The organism is Microthrixaceae bacterium (assembly GCA_016702505.1).
Lineage (GTDB): Bacteria > Actinomycetota > Acidimicrobiia > Acidimicrobiales > Iamiaceae > Aquihabitans.
This window is the reverse complement of sequence record JADJDU010000017.1, coordinates 1-17419: the sequence shown is the minus strand read 5'-3', so window position 1 is coordinate 17419 and position 17419 is coordinate 1. Positions and strand designations below refer to the sequence as shown.

Below are 17419 nucleotides of genomic sequence, written 5' to 3'. Positions count from 1 at the left end.
CACCTTGTCGGCCTCCGGTGATCGAGGCGAAGGCCTCGGCCTCCTTCGGTGCGTGCGGGAACGCCTTGGATCGCTGTTCCCCTGAGTCGAGCCGGTACCGGACCAGGTAGCTGACACCACGGGGGCCTTCACGCTTGACGATGCTGGCCATAGCGGTCAGTCCTCGTCGGCATGGGCGACGGCGGCGCGGAGCGCGTCGGTCACGAACTCACGGAGGGTCTGGCCTTTGGAGAAACGGCAGCGGCCTTCGCTCGCCGGTGGAGGTCGTCGGGGATCTCGTAGTGAATGCGGGCCATGTCGGACACGGTAGGTCTCCTCTTGTCGGTGACTGGCTTTCCTGATATAGCTTAGCGCGCTTAGTTCACTTATGCAGGGAGCAACGATGGTCACCACTGAACCCACGGTTGGCCGATCGAGATCCTCGAGCCGCTCGGCGGTTGCGGAGGCAGGTGCGAGTTTCTGGACCGAATGCACTTCCTCGAGGTCGACCACATCGAGGTGCACAACGCCTTCATCGAGGTGCTCAACTCGGGTGACTGGTGCTGGGCGCTCCAGGAGCTCGGGTTTTGCCGAGCGGCGTCACCACGAGGGGGAGATGTTGCGGCAGGTCGACCGCGACCACACTCCACGGCCTGAGTTGTTGACCTACCAGCTCGAGCGGCTCGTGGCGCAACACAACTTCGAGGATCCGGTGGCGGTGGCCCGGTTCGTGTGGTCGCTCGACGTGTTCTTTGGGCGAGGCCCAGCACCACCTAGACCGTTGCCGTCGGTTCCGGGCTGTCAAGCTCGAGCTCGGCTTCTAGCCTCTGGACGATTGGGGCCGGTTCTGGGGCGACCTGGGGCCGGCCCTTCTTCGCGCTCGGGGCCACTCGCCACGGCCACGAAAAGCCACCACGGCCCAGTGTCGTGCTCGAGGAGGGTTTAGCTCGAGGTGCGGGCCGTTGCGGTGCGGGGCGGGCGGATTGCTCGGCGGGCTCGTTCACTCAATCCGCCCCATATCCCGTACTCCTCGGCTCGCCCGGCCTCGGCGCAGTCCTCGATGACAGGGCACCGGGCGCACAGTTCTCGGGCTGGTCCTGGTCGTTGACCACGGCTCGGGTAGAAGGCGTCGGTACCTGCTCCACGGCAGGCGGCGCGCTGGTGCCACTCCCGGGACGGGCCAGAAGGCCTTCTAACGGGTCCGACCACTCACCGGGGCGAGTGGCCAGCAGGGCGGCGTAGAACTTCTCACGGGCGCTCACAGACGATCTCCTGGTGGATGTTGGAGAGGGATGAGCCCCGGCCCTGTTGGGAGGTCCAATCCCAGGGCCGGGGCTCTTGGTGAGCGGGCGGAATTGTGAGGTTGTCGCACGTGACAACGACAACCTCACAACCCGATCACCAGGTCGGTGCCACCAGACCAGTACCGCCGATGGCAACACTTGCCTTCGGGTAGCGGCCAGCGGTGAACGCTGAGTAGCCGTAGGCGACGAGCTTCACAGTGAGGGTGCCTGATCCGCCATCCTCGAAGCGCAGCGTGAACGGTGAGCCCCCGGCCTGCTCCCACAAGAACAGCTCCGGAAGCAGCCACGACGAGGATCGTGTCCTCGTTGGTGCCAGCCCCGAGGTTGGTGGGGATCGAGGCGTCGGTGACGACGGGCAGACCGAGCAGGTACCCGGCGGTCTCGCCGTAACCCTGGGAGATGCCGAGCCCGGTGGCGTTGGACGGGCCAGCAGCGGTCGGGGTGACCAGCGGTCGACTCGATGAGTCCAGGGCCGCTTGGAACCAGCCCCAACGGCGGGGATGCATCACGATGTGGGAAGGGCCTCGGTAGACGTTGGACTGCACACGCTGCACAGCATCAGCCAGCTTCGGGTACAGCTCCCCAACGGTCGGGGAGGCGTCGGTGTAGGTCACGGACTCAATGCCGGACGTGTTGAGCACCCCTCGAAGCTCGCCGTTGATACCGGTGCCGGTGATGCACTGACGGTTCAGTTCAGCGGCATAGGCGGCGGCGAGGTCACGGAAGATCACCATGTCAATGTCGGGCTGGGACCGCTCGAACAATTGGCGGGAGATGTTCTGCTGACCAGCGATCGTACGAACGTCGATCGTCAGCAACGTGTCGTCCATCTCGGTCTCAGAGACAGCGGTGTTCTCGCCGTTCTGAGCGGCCACAGACGAGCCGGTAGTGATCCGAGACAAGTTGACGGTCATGCCGTGCTCAGGCAGCGGAAGGGCGCTGCACAAGTTGGCGAACGGCCGACCAGCACGGGCCACCTCCACGTACAGATCGCCGAGGTACTGCGGAGGCACGAGACCGACCATCGCAGACGTGCCGATGGCGGCACGGGCCTCCTGGTCGTGGGAGAGCCGAGACGTAGCGGCAGGATCTCCAACGATCATCGAAGCGAACGCATCAGCGAAGAACGACCGCCCACCGGAGCGGTACTCACCGGACCCTCCGACACGGATGTCGCCAGAGTTGGGAGCGGGGGAAACGGCGGTCGATGGCATCAGCGGCGGCACGGGCCTCTTCTCGGGCGACAAGCTCAGCCTCACGCTCTCGAAGCTGGACGAGGTCGGCGTCAGCGGCACGAACCTCTTCGCGAACCCGATCGAAGCGCAGCTCCTCGGCCTTGGAGAGGGTGCGGTCACCACGAGCTTCGGCGGCGGCGAGCACCTCGTCCATCTCGGCCAGGCAGCGGGTACGTTCATCTGGGGCGGCGGGATGTTGCGCCGGATTTGCTCAAGCAGACTCATCAGGAGTCCTTTCAGGGAATAGCCAACAGGGCAAGGTCAGACCCGGCAGACATGCACGGGTGACCCGATACACCAGGTGGTCCTCAGGTGGCCTTGCAGGTGCCCTCCAGGTGGTGCCCCTAGAAGCGTGGGGTCCGGCGTGGGTAGGCGGCGTGCAGGTCGGCGTGGGGTCCGGCGTGGTGGCTTTCGAGGACACAATACACCATCGCTGTGACAGATGAGTTACGTGCCCCGATCTTTCGGGGAGAGAGATTTGTTGATTCGACGCGCTCACCACGACCTCCGGGGAGAGAGTTTTCCTGACTCCGGGCTGTGTGAGCCGAGGTGGCCATCAGAACTTTTCGGTCTCCACCGGGGCGACGGTGCGCCAGTTGGATCAGCAGCCGGTTGAGCCGGGGCTACAGCAGCAAATGACGCACCTGGGCCGCATTCCACAGCCCATACCGGGAGCCCCGACGATCTCGAAACGTGCAGGTCAGGGCATCGAGGGGAGGTGAGGGGAGGGCACCTCCGAAACTTTCCTATGAATCCCTTCGTGTAGGAACTTTGGGAGGTGACCTCCCCTGACCTCCCCTCAAGGTCAAAAGGCGGCATCGAAACGCACCTTGAGACCTCGGTAGTGGGCCACCTGGTGACGGGTCACCTTCTCGATCCCGGCCCCGATGACGACCTGGTGCTCGGTGAAGTCAGCGGCGAAGTTCTTGTTCGACTTAGCCGGTCGACCCTCCTGAGTACACCAGTCCTTGTAGGCGAGATACAGCTCCTTGCCTTTGACCTCGGAGTGCGGATCGAACTCGATCACCTCGGCGATGAACCGGCCGAGCACGTCCTCACGCAGCTTCCACGCGGCCGTAGCGGCGTCGACGGTGCCACATGCACCTAGACCGCTCTGGTTCCAGTCGAAAGCTCCTCGGACGATCCAGGCGAGCAACGCTTCACGCTGGGCTCTGCCTGTCGCTAGACGATGACGTAGCCCTCGGTCTTGTACCCGATCACCGGGGCCCGCTTCGTGCTCGGGCTTGTAGGTGTGCGGGAACGGCACCAGTCGAAGCCGTCGCCATGCGGCGTGCTCAGTCGTGTTGACCGATGGCCGGTGGTTCGTGGCGATCACCAACAGGTGAGACGGCGCGAACGTGAACAAGTCGCCGTACATGAACCGGGCAGAGATCTGGTCACCTCCGGTCAACGCCTTGACCTGCTCCACACGCAGCGCACCACCTTCCTCGGTTTCGGAGATCCACACGAGCCGTTTCCCTCGGAGGTCGGCCTTGACCGTCGGGTGCTGGTCGTGGCTGGTCTTCATCACCAGTTGCGGCGCAACCGCCCCGGCGTAGTCACCCAGCACCGACCCGACCGCTTCGAGGAGCGTGGTCTTACCGTTCGCTCCGGTGCCGTCGAGCACCAGGGCGAGGTCTTCGGATGTGTGGCCGGTGGCCGCGTATCCGAAGACGCGTTGCAGCCACGGACGAACGTCGGCATCGACCACCTCGAGCAGCTCGTCAACGTCACGGTGCTGGGCGTCGATGTCGTACTCGACGGGGGCCAGCTTGGTTATCCGCCGTGCCGGGTCGTGCTCCAACAGGTTGCCGGTGCGGAGGTCGAGCACTCCGTTGGCGACGTTCAGAAGGTCAGGGTCGAGATCGAACTCGCTGGGGCTTGCCGCGATGCCTTGCACCCGTCGTGCCATCGTCATCGCCGATTCCAACTTGGAACGGTTGCGGTAGGTCGCTGCACGCTTCACGTCATCGGCAGACGCTCCGATGGCGGCGACGGTGGCCACCAACTCGATCACCCATGACCGTGCTTCCTCATGCACGGCCTCGGTGTCGTCGTGTGCCCAGCGGGTGCCGTCCCATCGCAGCCACCGACCCCAGGCAGCGACATACAGCCAGCGGCCTTGCAGATGGTCGGCGAGCACCTCAGCGACATGGGCATCAGTCCATGACGCTGGGATCACTCGACCGCCTGCGGGCTCGTCGTGCATCCACTCGCCGGGGCCTTCCTCGGTGACTCGACGGGCCTTCTCTGCTCGTAGATCGTGATTCACGGCCGAACCTCCACCAGCTCGAAACCGGCTTCGGTCAACGCCACCAGGATCCTGCGGGCACCATCGATGTCAGACCTTTGAGCGGGAAGCTCGCCGATCACTCCCACCAGCACCCCGAGGGCACCTGGTCGGAGGCGTCGACGCTCGGGATGTTTGTCGATGACGGCGCAGCCACCAGCGTTGAGCGCAGCGAGGACCATCTCGGCCACCTCCCAGTCGTTGCCGTCGGTCCAGGGGGCTCGGGCCGTAGCCGCCAGCGATCCCGAACGACACCTCACAGAGCAGGTCGACAATCGGGTGCTCGGTGTTGTGGCTGTAGGGCGAACGCTCCTCGGCGAGCAGATACCGGCCCATCGCAGCGGCATAGGCCAGCCGGTCGACGGGTCGGCCGTGGGCGTAGTCGATCCCCATCAGCTCCCATTGCAACCCGGCGCTCGGCCTGTAGCCGCAGCAATACGAACGGGCATCGGCGAGGTCAACGGCCTGCAACCCACAACGTCCACACAGCCAGCCGCCATCGATCGGGCCAGCAGCGGGACCGTGAAGACTGCGCATCTGTAGCGTCGTCTGACACTTCGGGCAGAAGTCGACAAGGGCCTCAGGGGCCAACATGTCGACGGCGGTTCCACCAGAATCGCAGTCGGGCAACGACCACACGTCGCACACGTCACCGGTCGACTCGATCACCGACGCGAGGTCGACCAGGCCGAGCAGCTCGTCGCCGTGAAGGGCGGTCATCGGACCACCTCCACACTCGGCCACGGTGGCGGAGGAGCGTTTCGGCTCCGGTCCCGTAGCTCTGCCTGAATCGCTTGGACGTGCTCCCGGTTGCGGCGAACCTGCTCAGGGTCGACACGGCGCTTCTGCTGGATCGAGTCAGCCGCCGTGATCACCGCGTCAGCCAGCCGGTACGAGACCCGATCTCCGAGCCGCTCGACGAGCTCAGCGGCGACCGCTTCGAGGTCTGGCCCCAGATGCACGTAGGAGCCCCGAACGGGTGACGCCTGATACCCACCAGGGGTATGCTCTGTCTGCGTCCCCACGCTCCCGGTCGGCCCCGCTTCGGCGGGGTCGTGCCGCGTCATGCGGCGTCCTGGGGTCTGCTAGCGGGCAAGCTCTCGGCGTAGGCCACTAGGTCGCTGTCTCTGAATGCGGCGTCCTGGGGTCTGCTAGCGGGCAAGCTCTCGGCGTAGGCCACTAGGTCGCTGTCTCTGAATGCGGCGTCCTGGGGTCTGCTAACGGGCAAGCTCTCGGCGTAGGCCACTAGGTCGGCGTCTCGGATCAGGCGGCGTGACCCAACCTGCACCGTTGGAACGACGCCATCGTTGGCCAGCTTGTAGAGCGTTGTGCGCCCGATGCCGAGGCGGTCGGCGGCGGATGGAATCGACAGGAGTAGTGCGGACACTGCGGTTACCTCCGTTGGTTGGTGGTTGGTACCGGCAGAGTCCGTTACGATCCGGGTATGCGTCTAGAACCACAGCAAATAGACCCTGGTCCGAGGGAGTTTCTCGGGCTGAGCGTCGGTAACGGCGGTTGGGTCAGAGCGGAGTTCTCCGGTGGCCTGTTCGCCTACCTGCGACTCGGTGAGTTCGGGTCGAAGCTTGAGATGACCGAGCAGTACCTCAGGCTCAGTGATGGCGGGCCTATCCGCTCGTCTGACCGAAGGGCTGTCTCGTGGGGTCGCCTGGTCCAGCTCGTCAACAGCCACCCGGAGCTACGAGCCAACGTTCGATCGAGGCTCAACGTGCCTGGCCCGGACCTTGCTCGTGCGGCAGCGGCGATGGGGGCGGTGTACGGATCGGCAGCGGACAAGGCTCGGGGCCGTTCGTTGCCTACGCATTGGCTCGCTCAAATGATCGAGGCGCAGTACGACGACAGCGAGGTCGACCAGGCACCATGGCCTGAGCACTCGCCTATCCGGCCGACAACAGACCCGCCGTCGGGAGTGTTGGAGGTGCCCACAGGTACCCGCTACCCGATCGAGTTCTACGAGCAGGTGGCCCAGACCTACCAGGCGCTAAAGGCGGCGGGCATCGCCCCGAACGCAACGATGGCGGCGGCGAACAGCTTGCCTAAGACGACGGTTGACCGATGGGTGCGGCGCTCCGTTGATCTCGGGTTGATGGAGCGCTCAGCCCGAGGCAACCCGGTCACTCGTTGGTAGGTGTCACGGGCCAGCCCAAGACCCGGCCGCGGCTCTAGTGCACAACTAGTGCACAGACGCAGCGATTCGGGGGTGTTCGCCGGTGTACCGATAGGTGCTCTGACCTGCTGTTTCTGTTCGTGGGCGTTCGCCCAAATTCGGCCTAATCGCCCTTACAAGGCAGATGTCGGGGGTTCGAGTCCCTCTGCGCCCACCACAGAAAGGCCAGGTCAGAGGGCATTTTCCTCGGCCTGGCCTTCGTCGTTTCCGGCCTCGGAATCGTTCTGGTGCACAACTAGTGCACGGACGTTTCCGGCAGGTGCCGCAGATGCGCCACGTCCCATCGCATCGAGCGCGTCGGTCACCTTGTCCTCGGTGCCAGGCAGGCGATGGCCATAGCGATCCAGAACGGTCACCACGGACGCGTGACCAGCCCGAGCGGCGATCTCCTTAGGTGAGGCCTCGGCGTCGATCCAGAAGGCCACGGCGGTATGGCGCAGGGCGTGAGGCGTGAGCCCATCGAGACCCGCTGCGGTGACCGCTGGATGCCAATAGCGGCGACGAAAGTTGTTCGACCGCAGGTACCCGCCGTCAGGGCTCGGAAACACGATGTCGCCGGAGGTGACGGCCAGGTGCTCGGCCAGGGCGTCGGCGACGAAACGAGGGATCGGAACCGAGCGGCGACCAGCTCGGGTCTTGGGTGGGCCGATGACGATGTGACCGCGAACCTCCGTCGCGATCTCGGCCACCTCGAGGCGGCGGCGCAACAGGTCCACCCGGTCACGTTTGAGCCCAGCCAGCTCACCGATGCGGAGACCGCAGTACGCGCCGACCAGCACCAGGGCGCGGTGCTGAGGTGCCATCGAGTCGACCAGGGTGGCCACCTCGTCGGGGGTGAGGAAACGCATTTCCTCGCGTTCGACCTTGGGGAGCTCCACCCGTGCGGTCGGGTCGGTGCGGATCCGCCCAGCATCCACCGCGGCACCGATCGTCTTGCCGAAGATCTGAGCGGCCTTGACGACGGTGGCCGGCGCGAGACCAGACGCGGAGAGGTCCGCCACCCATCTCTTCACGGCCATGTGGTCGATGTCAGACAGGGCGACGGGGCCGAAATGGGGGAGCAGGTGGTTTCGGGCGTAGGACTCGTCACGGGCCCGCGTGGAGGCCCGGAGGTTGACCGTCGTTGGCCACCACTCGGCCCACCAGTCAGCGAAGGTGACCTTGCCGGATCTCGGGTCGATCAGTTCGCCGCGCACCTTGTCGGCCTCGGTGATCGAGGCGAAGGCCTCGGCCTCCTTCTTGGTGCGGAACGCCTTGGATCGCTGTTCCCCTGAGTCGAGCCGGTACCGGACCAGGTAGCTGACACCACGGGGGCCTTCACGCTTGACGATGCTGGCCATAGCGGTCAGTCCTCGTCGGCATGGGCGACGGCGGCGCGGAGCGCGTCGGTCACGAACTCACGGAGGGTCTGGCCTTTGAGCGCGGCAGCGGCCTTCGCTCGCCGGTGGAGGTCGTCGGGGATCTCGTAGTGAATGCGGGCCATGTCGGACACGGTAGGTCTCCTCTTGTCGGTGACTGGCTTTCCTGATATAGCTTAGCGCGCTTAGTTCACTTATGCAGGGAGCAACGATGGCCACCACTGAACCCACGGTTAGCCCGATCGAGATCCTCGAGCCGCTCGGCGGTTGCGGAGGCAGGTGCGAGTTTCTGGACCGAATGCACTTCCTCGAGGTCGACCACATCGAGGTGCACAACGCCTTCATCGAGGTGCTCAACTCGGGTGACTGGTGCTGGGCGCTCCAGGAGCTCGGGTTTGCCGAGCGGCGTCACCACGAGGGGGAGATGTTGCGGCAGGTCGACCGCGACCACACTCCACGGCCTGAGTTGTTGACCTACCAGCTCGAGCGGCTCGTGGCGCAACACAACTTCGAGGATCCGGTGGCGGTGGCCCGGTTCGTGTGGTCGCTCGACGTGTTCTTTGGGCGAGGCCCAGCACCACCTAGACCGTTGCCGTCGGTTCCGGGCTGTCAAGCTCGAGCTCGGCTTCTAGCCTCTGGACGATTGGGGCCGGTTCTGGGGCGACCTGGGGCCGGCCCTTCTTCGCGCTCGGGGCCACTCGCCACGGCCACGAAAGCCACCACGGCCCAGTGTCGTGCTCGAGGAGGGTTTAGCTCGAGGTGCGGGCCGTTGCGGTGCGGGGCGGGCGGATTGCTCGGCGGGCTCGTTCACTCAATCCGCCCCATATCCCGTACTCCTCGGCTCGCCCGGCCTCGGCGCAGTCCTCGATGACAGGGCACCGGGCGCACAGTTCTCGGGCTGGTCCTGGTCGTTGACCACGGCTCGGGTAGAAGGCGTCGGTACCTGCTCCACGGCAGGCAGCGCGCTGGTGCCACTCGGGACGGGCCAGAAGGCCTTCTAACGGGTCCGACCACTCACCGGGGCGAGTGGCCAGCAGGGCGGCGTAGAACTTCTCACGGGCGCTCACAGACGATCTCCTGGTGGATGTTGGAGAGGGATGAGCCCCGGCCCTGTTGGGAGGTCCAATCCCAGGGCCGGGGGCTCTTGGTGAGCGGGCGGAATTGTGAGGGTTGTCGCACGTGACAACGACAACCTCACAACCCGATCACCAGGTCGGTGCCACCAGACCAGTACCGCCGATGGCAACACTTGCCTTCAGGGTGGCGGCCAGCGGTGAACGCTGAGTAGCCGTAGGCGACGAGCTTCACAGTGAGGGTGCCTGATCCGCCATCCTCGAAGCGCAGCGTGAACGGTGAGCCCCCGGCCTGCTCCCACAAGAACAGCTCCGAAGCAGCCACGACGAGGATCGTGTCCTCGTTGGTGCCAGCCCCGAGGTTGGTGGGGATCGAGGCGTCGGTGACGACGGGCAGACCGAGCAGGTACCCGGCGGTCTCGCCGTAACCCTGGGAGATGCCGAGCCCGGTGGCGTTGGACGGGCCAGCAGCGGTCGGGGTGACCAGCGGTCGACTCGATGAGTCCAGGGCCGCTTGGAACCAGCCCCAACGGCGGGGATGCATCACGATGTGGGAAGGACCCCGGTAGACGTTGGACTGCACACGCTGCACAGCATCAGCCAGCTTCGGGTACAGCTCCCAACGGTCGGGGAGGCGTCGGTGTAGGTCACGGACTCAATGCCGGACGTGTTGAGCACCCCTCGAAGCTCGCCGTTGATACCGGTGCCGGTGATGCACTGACGGTTCAGTTCAGCGGCATAGGCGGCGGCGAGGTCACGGAAGATCACCATGTCAATGTCGGGCTGGGACCGCTCGAACAATTGGCGGGAGATGTTCTGCTGACCAGCGATCGTACGAACGTCGATCGTCAGCAACGTGTCGTCCATCTCGGTCTCAGAGACAGCGGTGTTCTCGCCGTTCTGAGCGGCCACAGACGAGCCGGTAGTGATCCGAGACAAGTTGACGGTCATGCCGTGCTCAGGCAGCGGAAGGGCGCTGCACAGTTGGCGAACGGCCGACCAGCACGGGCCACCTCCACGTACAGATCGCCGAGGTACTGCGGAGGCACGAGACCGACCATCGCAGACGTGCCGATGGCGGCACGGGCCTCCTGGTCGTGGGAGAGCCGAGACGTAGCGGCAGGATCTCCAACGATCATCGAAGCGAACGCATCAGCGAAGAACGACCGCCCACCGGAGCGGTACTCACCGGACCCTCCGACACGGATGTCGCCAGAGTTGGGAGCGGGGAAACGGCGGTCGATGGCATCAGCGGCGGCACGGGCCTCTTCTCGGGCGACAAGCTCAGCCTCACGCTCTCGAAGCTGGACGAGGTCGGCGTCAGCGGCACGAACCTCTTCGCGAACCCGATCGAAGCGCAGCTCCTCGGCCTTGGAGAGGGTGCGGTCACCACGAGCTTCGGCGGCGGCGAGCACCTCGTCCATCTCGGCCAGGGCAGCGGTACGTTCATCTAGGGCGGCGCGGATGTTGCGCCGGATTTGCTCAAGCAGACTCATCAGGAGTCCTTTCAGGGAATAGCCAACAGGGCAAGGTCAGACCCGGCAGACATGCACGGGTGACCCGATACACCAGGTGGTCCTCAGGTGGCCTTGCAGGTGCCCTCCAGGTGGTGCCCCTAAGCGTGGGGTCCGGCGTGGGTAGGCGGCGTGCAGGTCGGCGTGGGGTCCGGCGTGGTGGCTTTCGAGGACACAATACACCATCGCTGTGACAGATGAGTTACGTGCCCCGATCTTTCGGGGAGAGAGATTTGTTGATTCGACGCGCTCACCACGACCTCCGGGGAGAGAGTTTTCCTGACTCCGGGGCTGTGTGAGCCGAGGTGGCCATCAGAACTTTTCGGTCTCCACCGGGGCGACGGTGCGCCAGTTGGATCAGCAGCCGGTTGAGCCGGGGCTACAGCAGCAAATGACGCACCTGGGCCGCATTCCACAGCCCATACCGGGAGCCCCGACGATCTCGAAACGTGCAGGTCATCCTGGAGTACACCAGTCCTTGTAGGCGAGATACAGCTCCTTGCCTTTGACCTCGGAGTGCGGATCGAACTCGATCACCTCGGCGATGAACCGGCCGAGCACGTCCTCCGCATCCCGCGCCGTAGCGGCGTCGACGGTGCCACATGCACCTAGACCGCTCTGGTTCCAGTCAAAGCTCCTCGGACGATCCAGGCGAGCAACGCTTCACGCTGGGCTCTGCCTGTCGCTCAGACGATGACGTAGCCCTCGGTCTTGTACCCGATCACCGGGGCCCGCTTCGTGCTCGGGCTTGTAGGTGTTGGGAACGGCACCAGTCGAAGCCGTCGCCATGCGGCGTGCTCAGTCGTGTTGACCGATGGCCGGTGGTTCGTGGCGATCACCAACAGGTGAGACAGCGAACGTGAACAAGTCGCCGTTACATGAACCGGGCAGAGATCTGGTCACCTCCGGTCAACGCCTTGACCTGCTCCACACGCAGCGCACCACCTTCCTCGGTTTCGGAGATCCACACGAGCCGTTTCCCTCGGAGGTCGGCCTTGACCGTCGGGTGCTGGTCGTGGCTGGTCTTCATCACCAGTTGCGGCGCCAACCGCCCGCGCTAGTCACCCAGCACCGGCCCGACCGCTTCGAGGAGCGTGGCACGCCGTTCGCTCCGGTGCCGTCGAGCACCAGGGCGAGGTCTTCGGATGTGGCCGGTGGCCGCGTATCCGAAGACGTTGCAGCCACGGACGAACGTCGGCATCGACCACCTCGAGCAGCTCGTCAACGTCACGGTGCTGGGCGTCGATGTCGTACTCGACGGGGCCAACTTGGTTATCCGCCGTGCCGGGTCGATGCTCCAACAGGTTGCCGGTGCGGAGGTCGAGCACTCCGTTGGCGACGTTCAGAAGGTCAGGGTCGAGATCGAACTCGCTGGGGCTTGCCGCGATGCCTTGCACCCGTCGTGCCATCGTCATCGCCGATTCCAACTTGGAACGGTTGCGGTAGGTCGCTGCACGCTTCACGTCATCGGCAGACGCTCCGATGGCGGCGACGGTGGCCACCAACTCGATCACCCATGACCGTGCTTCCTCATGCACGGCCTCGGTATCGTCGTGTGCCCGGCGGTGCCGTCCCCATCGCAGCCACCGACCCCAGGCGGCGACATACAGCCAGCGGCCTTGCAGATGGTCGGCGAGCACCTCAGCGACATGGGCATCAGTCCATGACGCTGGGATCACTCGACCGCCTGCGGGCTCGTCGTGCATCCACTCGCCGGGCCTTCCTCGGTGACTCGACGGGCCTTCTCTGCTCGTAGATCGTGATTCACGGCCGAACCTCCACCAGCTCGAAACCGGCTTCGGTCAACGCCACCAGGATCCTGCGGGCACCATCGATGTCAGACCTTTGAGCGGGAAGCTCGCCGATCACTCCCACCAGCACCCCGAGGGCACCTGGTCGGAGGCGTCGACGCTCGGGATGTTTGTCGATGACGGCGCAGCCACCAGCGTTGAGCGCAGCGAGGACCATCTCGGCCACCTCCCAGTCGTTGCCGTCGGTCCAAGGGCTCGGGCCGTAGCCGCCAGCGATCCCGAACGACACCTCACAGAGCAGGTCGACAATCGGGTGCTCGGTGTTGTGGCTGTAGGGCGAACGCTCCTCGGCGAGCAGATACCGGCCCATCGCAGCGGCATAGGCCAGCCGAGTCGACGGGTCGGCCGTGGGCGTAGTCGATCCCCATCAGCTCCCATTGCAACCCGGCGCTCGGCCTGTAGCCGCAGCAATACGAACGGGCATCGGCGAGGTCAACGGCCTGCAACCCACAACGTCCACACAGCCAGCCGCCATCGATCGGGCCAGCAGCGGGACCGTGAAGACTGCGCATCTGTAGCGTCGTCTGACACTTCGGGCAGAAGTCGACAAGGGCCTCAGGGGCCAACATGTCGACGGCGGTTCCACCAGAATCGCAGTCGGGCAACGCCAGGTAGAACGCATCGGTACCTGCTCCACGGCAGGCAGCGCTGGTGCCACCGGGACGGGCCAGAAGGCTTTCTAACGGGTCCGACCACCACCGGGGCGAGTGGCCAGCAGGCGGCGAACTTCTCACGGGCGCTCACAGACGATCTCCTGGTGGATGTTGGAGAGGATGAGCCCCGGCCCTGTTGGGAGGTCCAATCCCAGGGCCGGGGCTCTTGGTGAGCGGGCAATGTGAGGTTGTCGCACGACAACGACAACCTCACAACCCGATCACCAGGTCGGTGCCACCAGACCAGTACCGCCGATGGCAACACTTGCCTCGGGTAGCGGCCAGCGGTGAACGCTGAGTAGCCGTAGGCGACGAGCTACAGTGAGGGTGCCTGATCCGCCATCCTCGAAGCGCAGCGTGAACGGTGAGCCCCGGCCTGCTCCCACAAGAACAGCTCCGAAGCAGCCACGACGAGGATCGTGTCCTCGTTGGTGCCAGCCCCGAGGTTGGTGGGGATCGAGGCGTCGGTGACGACGGGCAGGCCGAGCAGGTACCCGGCGGTCCCGCCGTAACCCTGGGAGATGCCGGGCCCGGTGGCGTTGGACGGGCCAGCAGCGGTCTGGGTGACCAGCGGTCGACTCGATGAGTCCAGGGCCGCTTGGAACCAGCCCCAACGGCGGGGATGCATCACGATGTGGGAAGGACCCCGGTAGACGTTGGACTGCACACGCTGCACAGCATCAGCCAGCTTCGGGTACAGCTCCCCACGGTCGGGGAGGCGTCGGTGTAGGTCACGGACTCAATGCCGGACGTGTTGAGCACCTCGAAGCTCGCCGTTGATACCGGTGCCGGGTGATGCACTGACGGTTCAGTTCAGCGGCATAGGCGGCGGCGAGGTCACGGAAGATCACCATGTCAATGTCGGGCTGGGACCGCTCGAACAATTGGCGGGAGATGTTCTGCTGACCAGCGATCGTACGAACGTCGATCGTCAGCAACGTGTCGTCCATCTCGGTCTCAGAGACAGCGGTGTTCTCGCCGTCCTGAGCGGCCACAGACGAGCCGGTAGTGATCCGAGACAAGTTGACGGTCATGCCGTGCTCAGGCAGCGGAAGGGCGCTGCACAAGTTGGCGAACGGCCGACCAGCACGGGCCACCTCCACGTACAGATCGCCGAGGTACTGCGGAGGCACGAGACCGACCATCGCAGACGTGCCGATGGCGGCACGGGCCTCCTGGTCGGGAGAGCCGAGACGCAGCGGCGGATCTCCAACGATCATCGAAGCGAACGCATCAGCGAAGAACGACCGCCCACCGAGCGGTACTCACCGGACCCTCCGACACGGATGTCGCCAGAGTTGGGAGCGGGGAAACGGCGGTCGATGGCATCAGCGGCGGCACGGGCCTCTTCTCGGGCGACAAGCCCAGCCTCACGCTCTCGAAGCTGGACGAGGTCGGCGTCAGCGGCACGAACCTCTTCGCGAACCCGATCGAAGCGCAGCTCCTCGGCCTTGGAGAGGGTGCGGTCACCACGAGCTTCGGCGGCGGCGAGCACCTCGTCCATCTCGGCCAGGGCAGCGGTACGTTCATCTAGGGCGGGGCGGATGTTGCGACGGATTTGCTCAAGCAGCCTCATCAGGAGTCCTTTTCAGGAATAGCCAACAGGGCAAGGTCAGACCCGGCAGACATGCACGGGTGACCCGACACACCAGGTGGTCCTCAGGTGGCCTTGCAGGTGCCCTCCAGGTGGTGCCCTAAGCGTGGGGTCCGGCGTGGGTAGGCGGCGTGCAGGTCGGCGTGGGGTCCGGCGTGGTGGCTTTCGAGGACACAATACACCATCGCTGTGACAGATGAGTTACGTGCCACGACCTCCGGGGAGAGAGTTTTCCTGACTCCGGGCTGTGTGGGCGGATCCGCCCATCAGAAACTTTCAGTTCCACCGGGCCACCCGGCGCAGCAGGAGCCGACAGTCGTGGTCGTGGGCGATCGTGGCGTGGTACACGCCTTCGAAGCCCTCGGTTATATCCACGTCCGGTGCGCAGTTGCAGCCACCCAGCCGGGCGCTTGTGACGGCGGCTTGCCGCAGCGTTTCGGGGTCGTGATGGAGGGTCATGCGGGTGCTCCCGTGTAGCGGTTGGTGGTGGCCTTGGCGGGTGGCCTGGGTTGTGGTGGTGGTGGTGGGCAGTTGGCCCACCGCTCGAGGTCGACGGGCCTGGGCGTGTGACGGTTGACCGATGCGCCGTGCTGGGTTCGGCCGCCACACGCCGGGGTGTCTCTGCACCTCGGCCAGTTGTCCCGATGCTTGCCAGCCGGGGTCTTGGCGGCGGTCATGGTCGGTGCGCCGCATCCTTCACAGAACGCCAGCAGGTGGCCGGTGTGTATCCCTGCCAGGTGGGCGGCGAGCAGGTCACGGTGTTCGGTGATTGCCGGGCCGACGATGGCGATTGATCCCCTAGTGCCCGCTGCCCGGATCTGGCCACGGTGCATGGTGAGGGTCACGCCGGTTTCGTCGAGGCGGTCGAGCAGGTCGAGGAGGCGCATCAGAACTCCACCTCGATCTGCTCGTCAGGATCCAGTGGTGGCCCGAACAGGTCATCGACGCCGGTTTCGGGCCTCGCACGATTCGCACGATTTGACCCCTTCTTTGCTTCATGAGGGATTGGGTCTTTCCCACCTCTTCTTCTGGGTTTTCTCATGAGGCGAAGTAGGGGAAAAAGATGCGAAAGATGCGAGAACGTGCGAGGGCTCGCACCATTGCTCCGATGAAAGGATGCGAACGTCACGCCAACCAGTAGGCCCGGTGTTGCTGCCAACGGGCCTCTGGCGGGGGCCGAGGGTGTTGTCGAGGCGGGCCAGGAACCTGTTTCGTCCGAGCCTTCCTCGGCCGTTGGATTCCGCCCACTCCGAGTAGGCCTCGAACACTTCACGGCCAGACGTGAACCCTCCAGGGTCGGCGGCGATCACCTCGGCGGCGAACAGTGCAGCCACGTCGGATTGCTGGGCGAAGTGATCGACGACCAACGGGTTCGCCAACTGGTATCCACCTCGAGCGATCCACGCTTGAGCCGCCTGGACTAGCTGCACCAGGAACCCTTCGGCCTCGGCCTTGAGGCGGTCCTCGATAGTGCGGTCCTCAGACCCGGTAACCGAGTTGGGGAACATCACCGGCCATGTGCGGGCCATGTACGCACCGGAGGTTTCACCAACGGTTGGTGGCTGGTTGGCGGTGAACACGAACAGGGCCCGGTTGTGGAACGTGTAGGCGTCACGGAACTTTCGCTCGGCCGCCACCAGGTCATCGCCGGTTACCTGCTTGTAGAGGGCGAGGTCGTCGACGTGGTGGTCGGACAGGTCACCGGCCACGTTCAGGGGCACGGCCGTAGAGACGATGCGGCGGCGAACCGGTTGGTGGCCAGGGCGTGCAACGAAACCGACGTGGTGGCCAACTCGCCCACCAGGTGTTCCACCAGACGGGCGAACGTCGACTTACCGGACCGCTCAGGGCCGTACAAGAACAGCGTCTTGCGCTGGGTTATCCACGGTGCCAGCACCAGCGAGGCGGCCTCGAGCAGCCCCTCGACCTGGTCTCCAACCCGATCAGCAAGCCACCCATCGAGGAACGGACAGGTTGCGTTCGGGTTCCACTTCACCGGTAGCTGCCACGTCGACAGATACTTCGGGTCGTGGTCCGCAAGGGTGCCCGTGGCGAGGTCCAACATGCCGTTGGCGACGTTCACGAGACCGGGGTGAGCAAGATCACCTAGCACCAGATCACGGGACCGCAGCAGATCGACCACAAGCTCCTCTACGGCCTTGCGGTGCATCGGCCGGTACCTGTTGGCCAGCAGTTCACGCAGGGCCGCCACCATCGGCTCAGAGTCGACGTAGACCCCTCCGACGTACTGGCGGATCGACCCATCGGGGGCGAGGGCGAGATGGTGGCGGCTGAGAACCTGCTCGGCCACGTCCAGGGCTCGCAGCCCATCGGAGTCGAAGAACTGGGCCGACGGGTCATCACCGGGGATTTGGGCTTGAAGCGGATGGTCGCTTGGGATCCTTCCGGCCCGGTCGATCAGG

At 65.2% G+C, this 17419-nt stretch carries 26 protein-coding genes and 1 pseudogene; 2 read left to right on the top strand and 25 right to left on the bottom strand.

The genetic code is table 11. The features are described 5' to 3' along the window. Positions 1-151 (bottom strand): hypothetical protein (locus tag IPG97_15485; GenBank protein ID MBK6857898.1); only part of this gene is annotated, 151 nt, incomplete at its 3' end. 317 nt (positions 152-468) lie between these two features. Here IPG97_15485 and IPG97_15480 point away from each other — a divergent pair. After that, positions 469-636, top strand: a complete 168-nt coding sequence (locus IPG97_15480; protein MBK6857897.1) for a hypothetical protein — start codon at positions 469-471, stop codon at positions 634-636. 285 nt (positions 637-921) lie between these two features. Here the strand turns inward: IPG97_15480 and IPG97_15475 are convergent, their stop codons facing one another. The 7 genes from IPG97_15475 to IPG97_15445 all read right to left on the bottom strand — a co-directional run bounded on the left by IPG97_15475 (position 922) and on the right by IPG97_15445 (position 6195). Further along, complete coding sequence (locus IPG97_15475) at positions 922-1188, bottom strand: WhiB family transcriptional regulator (protein MBK6857896.1); 267 nt, start codon at positions 1186-1188, stop codon at positions 922-924. Positions 1189-1366: 178 nt separating this feature from the next. Then, the gene (locus IPG97_15470) at positions 1367-2497 is read right to left on the bottom strand and encodes a phage major capsid protein (GenBank protein ID MBK6857895.1); all 1131 of its coding nucleotides are present in this window, start codon (positions 2495-2497) and stop codon (positions 1367-1369) included. Continuing rightward, a complete protein-coding gene (locus IPG97_15465) occupies positions 2433-2672 on the bottom strand; it encodes a hypothetical protein (protein MBK6857894.1) in 240 nt (79 codons plus the stop codon). Before IPG97_15465 ends, IPG97_15470 begins: the two co-directional genes overlap by 65 nt. Before the next feature lie 651 nt (positions 2673-3323). Beyond that, on the bottom strand, positions 3324-4790 hold the full coding sequence (locus IPG97_15460) for a hypothetical protein (protein MBK6857893.1): 1467 nt from the start codon (positions 4788-4790) through the stop codon (positions 3324-3326). Positions 4791-4859: 69 nt separating this feature from the next. Beyond that, entirely contained in the window at positions 4860-5528 is a 669-nt protein-coding gene (locus tag IPG97_15455; GenBank protein ID MBK6857892.1) for a hypothetical protein, read from the bottom strand. After that, positions 5525-5875 (bottom strand): hypothetical protein, encoded by a 351-nt coding sequence (locus IPG97_15450; GenBank protein MBK6857891.1) that lies wholly within the window; start codon positions 5873-5875, stop codon positions 5525-5527. Before IPG97_15450 ends, IPG97_15455 begins: the two co-directional genes overlap by 4 nt. Continuing rightward, positions 5872-6195 carry a helix-turn-helix domain-containing protein gene (locus IPG97_15445; GenBank protein ID MBK6857890.1) on the bottom strand — a complete coding sequence of 108 codons (324 nt, stop codon included), beginning with the start codon at positions 6193-6195 and terminating at the stop codon, positions 5872-5874. Before IPG97_15445 ends, IPG97_15450 begins: the two co-directional genes overlap by 4 nt. A 57-nt stretch (positions 6196-6252) precedes the next feature. Here IPG97_15445 and IPG97_15440 point away from each other — a divergent pair, with 57 nt between their 5' ends. Beyond that, positions 6253-6954, top strand: a complete 702-nt coding sequence (locus IPG97_15440) for a hypothetical protein (protein MBK6857889.1) — start codon at positions 6253-6255, stop codon at positions 6952-6954. Between the two features lie 209 nt (positions 6955-7163). Here IPG97_15440 and IPG97_15435 read toward each other — a convergent pair whose 3' ends face one another. From IPG97_15435 to IPG97_15355, 17 genes and pseudogenes are all read right to left on the bottom strand, one after another. After that, positions 7164-8333 (bottom strand): site-specific integrase, encoded by a 1170-nt coding sequence (locus tag IPG97_15435; protein ID MBK6857888.1) that lies wholly within the window; start codon positions 8331-8333, stop codon positions 7164-7166. A 5-nt stretch (positions 8334-8338) separates the two neighbouring features. Continuing rightward, positions 8339-8476: a toxin-antitoxin system HicB family antitoxin gene (locus tag IPG97_15430; GenBank protein MBK6857887.1), complete on the bottom strand. Its 138-nt coding sequence runs from the start codon at positions 8474-8476 to the stop codon at positions 8339-8341. Positions 8477-8541: 65 nt separating this feature from the next. Beyond that, positions 8542-8802, bottom strand: a complete 261-nt coding sequence (locus IPG97_15425) for a hypothetical protein (protein MBK6857886.1) — start codon at positions 8800-8802, stop codon at positions 8542-8544. A gap of 298 nt (positions 8803-9100) precedes the next feature. After that, positions 9101-9388 carry a WhiB family transcriptional regulator gene (locus IPG97_15420; GenBank protein MBK6857885.1) on the bottom strand — a complete coding sequence of 96 codons (288 nt, stop codon included), beginning with the start codon at positions 9386-9388 and terminating at the stop codon, positions 9101-9103. 168 nt (positions 9389-9556) lie between these two features. Beyond that, positions 9557-9830: pseudogene (locus IPG97_15415) on the bottom strand (DNA primase). A gap of 137 nt (positions 9831-9967) precedes the next feature. Continuing rightward, positions 9968-10408 carry a phage major capsid protein gene (locus IPG97_15410; protein ID MBK6857884.1) on the bottom strand — a complete coding sequence of 147 codons (441 nt, stop codon included), beginning with the start codon at positions 10406-10408 and terminating at the stop codon, positions 9968-9970. Further along, entirely contained in the window at positions 10372-10920 is a 549-nt protein-coding gene (locus IPG97_15405; protein ID MBK6857883.1) for a hypothetical protein, read from the bottom strand. The genes IPG97_15410 and IPG97_15405 overlap by 37 nt, the downstream gene beginning before the upstream one ends. Before the next feature lie 892 nt (positions 10921-11812). After that, entirely contained in the window at positions 11813-11986 is a 174-nt protein-coding gene (locus tag IPG97_15400) for a hypothetical protein (protein MBK6857882.1), read from the bottom strand. Positions 11987-11999: 13 nt separating this feature from the next. Continuing rightward, on the bottom strand, positions 12000-12644 hold the full coding sequence (locus tag IPG97_15395; protein ID MBK6857881.1) for a hypothetical protein: 645 nt from the start codon (positions 12642-12644) through the stop codon (positions 12000-12002). 58 nt (positions 12645-12702) lie between these two features. Then, positions 12703-13059 carry a hypothetical protein gene (locus tag IPG97_15390; GenBank protein MBK6857880.1) on the bottom strand — a complete coding sequence of 119 codons (357 nt, stop codon included), beginning with the start codon at positions 13057-13059 and terminating at the stop codon, positions 12703-12705. Positions 13060-13718: 659 nt separating this feature from the next. Then, complete coding sequence (locus IPG97_15385; protein ID MBK6857879.1) at positions 13719-14069, bottom strand: hypothetical protein; 351 nt, start codon at positions 14067-14069, stop codon at positions 13719-13721. Between the two features lie 64 nt (positions 14070-14133). Then, a complete protein-coding gene (locus tag IPG97_15380; protein ID MBK6857878.1) occupies positions 14134-14622 on the bottom strand; it encodes a phage major capsid protein in 489 nt (162 codons plus the stop codon). Then, on the bottom strand, positions 14619-14978 hold the full coding sequence (locus IPG97_15375; protein ID MBK6857877.1) for a hypothetical protein: 360 nt from the start codon (positions 14976-14978) through the stop codon (positions 14619-14621). Before IPG97_15375 ends, IPG97_15380 begins: the two co-directional genes overlap by 4 nt. A 294-nt stretch (positions 14979-15272) precedes the next feature. Then, positions 15273-15455: a hypothetical protein gene (locus tag IPG97_15370; protein MBK6857876.1), complete on the bottom strand. Its 183-nt coding sequence runs from the start codon at positions 15453-15455 to the stop codon at positions 15273-15275. Beyond that, positions 15452-15883 carry a hypothetical protein gene (locus tag IPG97_15365; GenBank protein MBK6857875.1) on the bottom strand — a complete coding sequence of 144 codons (432 nt, stop codon included), beginning with the start codon at positions 15881-15883 and terminating at the stop codon, positions 15452-15454. The genes IPG97_15370 and IPG97_15365 overlap by 4 nt, the downstream gene beginning before the upstream one ends. Before the next feature lie 108 nt (positions 15884-15991). Continuing rightward, positions 15992-16717 carry a hypothetical protein gene (locus tag IPG97_15360; GenBank protein MBK6857874.1) on the bottom strand — a complete coding sequence of 242 codons (726 nt, stop codon included), beginning with the start codon at positions 16715-16717 and terminating at the stop codon, positions 15992-15994. Further along, positions 16708-17419: hypothetical protein (locus IPG97_15355; protein ID MBK6857873.1), on the bottom strand; the 712-nt coding region annotated here is incomplete at its 5' end. The genes IPG97_15355 and IPG97_15360, both read right to left, overlap by 10 nt.

Excerpts from the sequence above, each read along its gene's own strand:
- IPG97_15390 (MBK6857880.1), bottom strand. The coding sequence starts at position 13,059 with ATGGGCCGGTATCTGCTCGCCGAGGAGCGTTCGCCCTACAGCCACAAC.
- IPG97_15375 (MBK6857877.1), bottom strand. The coding sequence starts at position 14,978 with ATGAGGCTGCTTGAGCAAATCCGTCGCAACATCCGCCCCGCCCTAGAT.
- IPG97_15430 (MBK6857887.1), bottom strand. The coding sequence starts at position 8,476 with ATGGCCCGCATTCACTACGAGATCCCCGACGACCTCCACCGGCGAGCG.
- IPG97_15465 (MBK6857894.1), bottom strand. The coding sequence starts at position 2,672 with ATGGACGAGGTGCTCGCCGCCGCCGAAGCTCGTGGTGACCGCACCCTC.
- IPG97_15365 (MBK6857875.1), bottom strand. The coding sequence starts at position 15,883 with ATGCGCCTCCTCGACCTGCTCGACCGCCTCGACGAAACCGGCGTGACC.
- IPG97_15455 (MBK6857892.1), bottom strand. The coding sequence starts at position 5,528 with ATGACCGCCCTTCACGGCGACGAGCTGCTCGGCCTGGTCGACCTCGCG.
- IPG97_15470 (MBK6857895.1), bottom strand. The coding sequence starts at position 2,497 with ATGCCATCGACCGCCGTTTCCCCCGCTCCCAACTCTGGCGACATCCGT.
- IPG97_15480 (MBK6857897.1), top strand. The coding sequence starts at position 469 with ATGCACTTCCTCGAGGTCGACCACATCGAGGTGCACAACGCCTTCATC.
- IPG97_15450 (MBK6857891.1), bottom strand. The coding sequence starts at position 5,875 with ATGACGCGGCACGACCCCGCCGAAGCGGGGCCGACCGGGAGCGTGGGG.
- IPG97_15440 (MBK6857889.1), top strand. The coding sequence starts at position 6,253 with ATGCGTCTAGAACCACAGCAAATAGACCCTGGTCCGAGGGAGTTTCTC.
- IPG97_15395 (MBK6857881.1), bottom strand. The coding sequence starts at position 12,644 with ATGCACGACGAGCCCGCAGGCGGTCGAGTGATCCCAGCGTCATGGACT.
- IPG97_15380 (MBK6857878.1), bottom strand. The coding sequence starts at position 14,622 with ATGATCGTTGGAGATCCGCCGCTGCGTCTCGGCTCTCCCGACCAGGAG.
- IPG97_15370 (MBK6857876.1), bottom strand. The coding sequence starts at position 15,455 with ATGACCCTCCATCACGACCCCGAAACGCTGCGGCAAGCCGCCGTCACA.
- IPG97_15405 (MBK6857883.1), bottom strand. The coding sequence starts at position 10,920 with ATGAGTCTGCTTGAGCAAATCCGGCGCAACATCCGCGCCGCCCTAGAT.
- IPG97_15435 (MBK6857888.1), bottom strand. The coding sequence starts at position 8,333 with ATGGCCAGCATCGTCAAGCGTGAAGGCCCCCGTGGTGTCAGCTACCTG.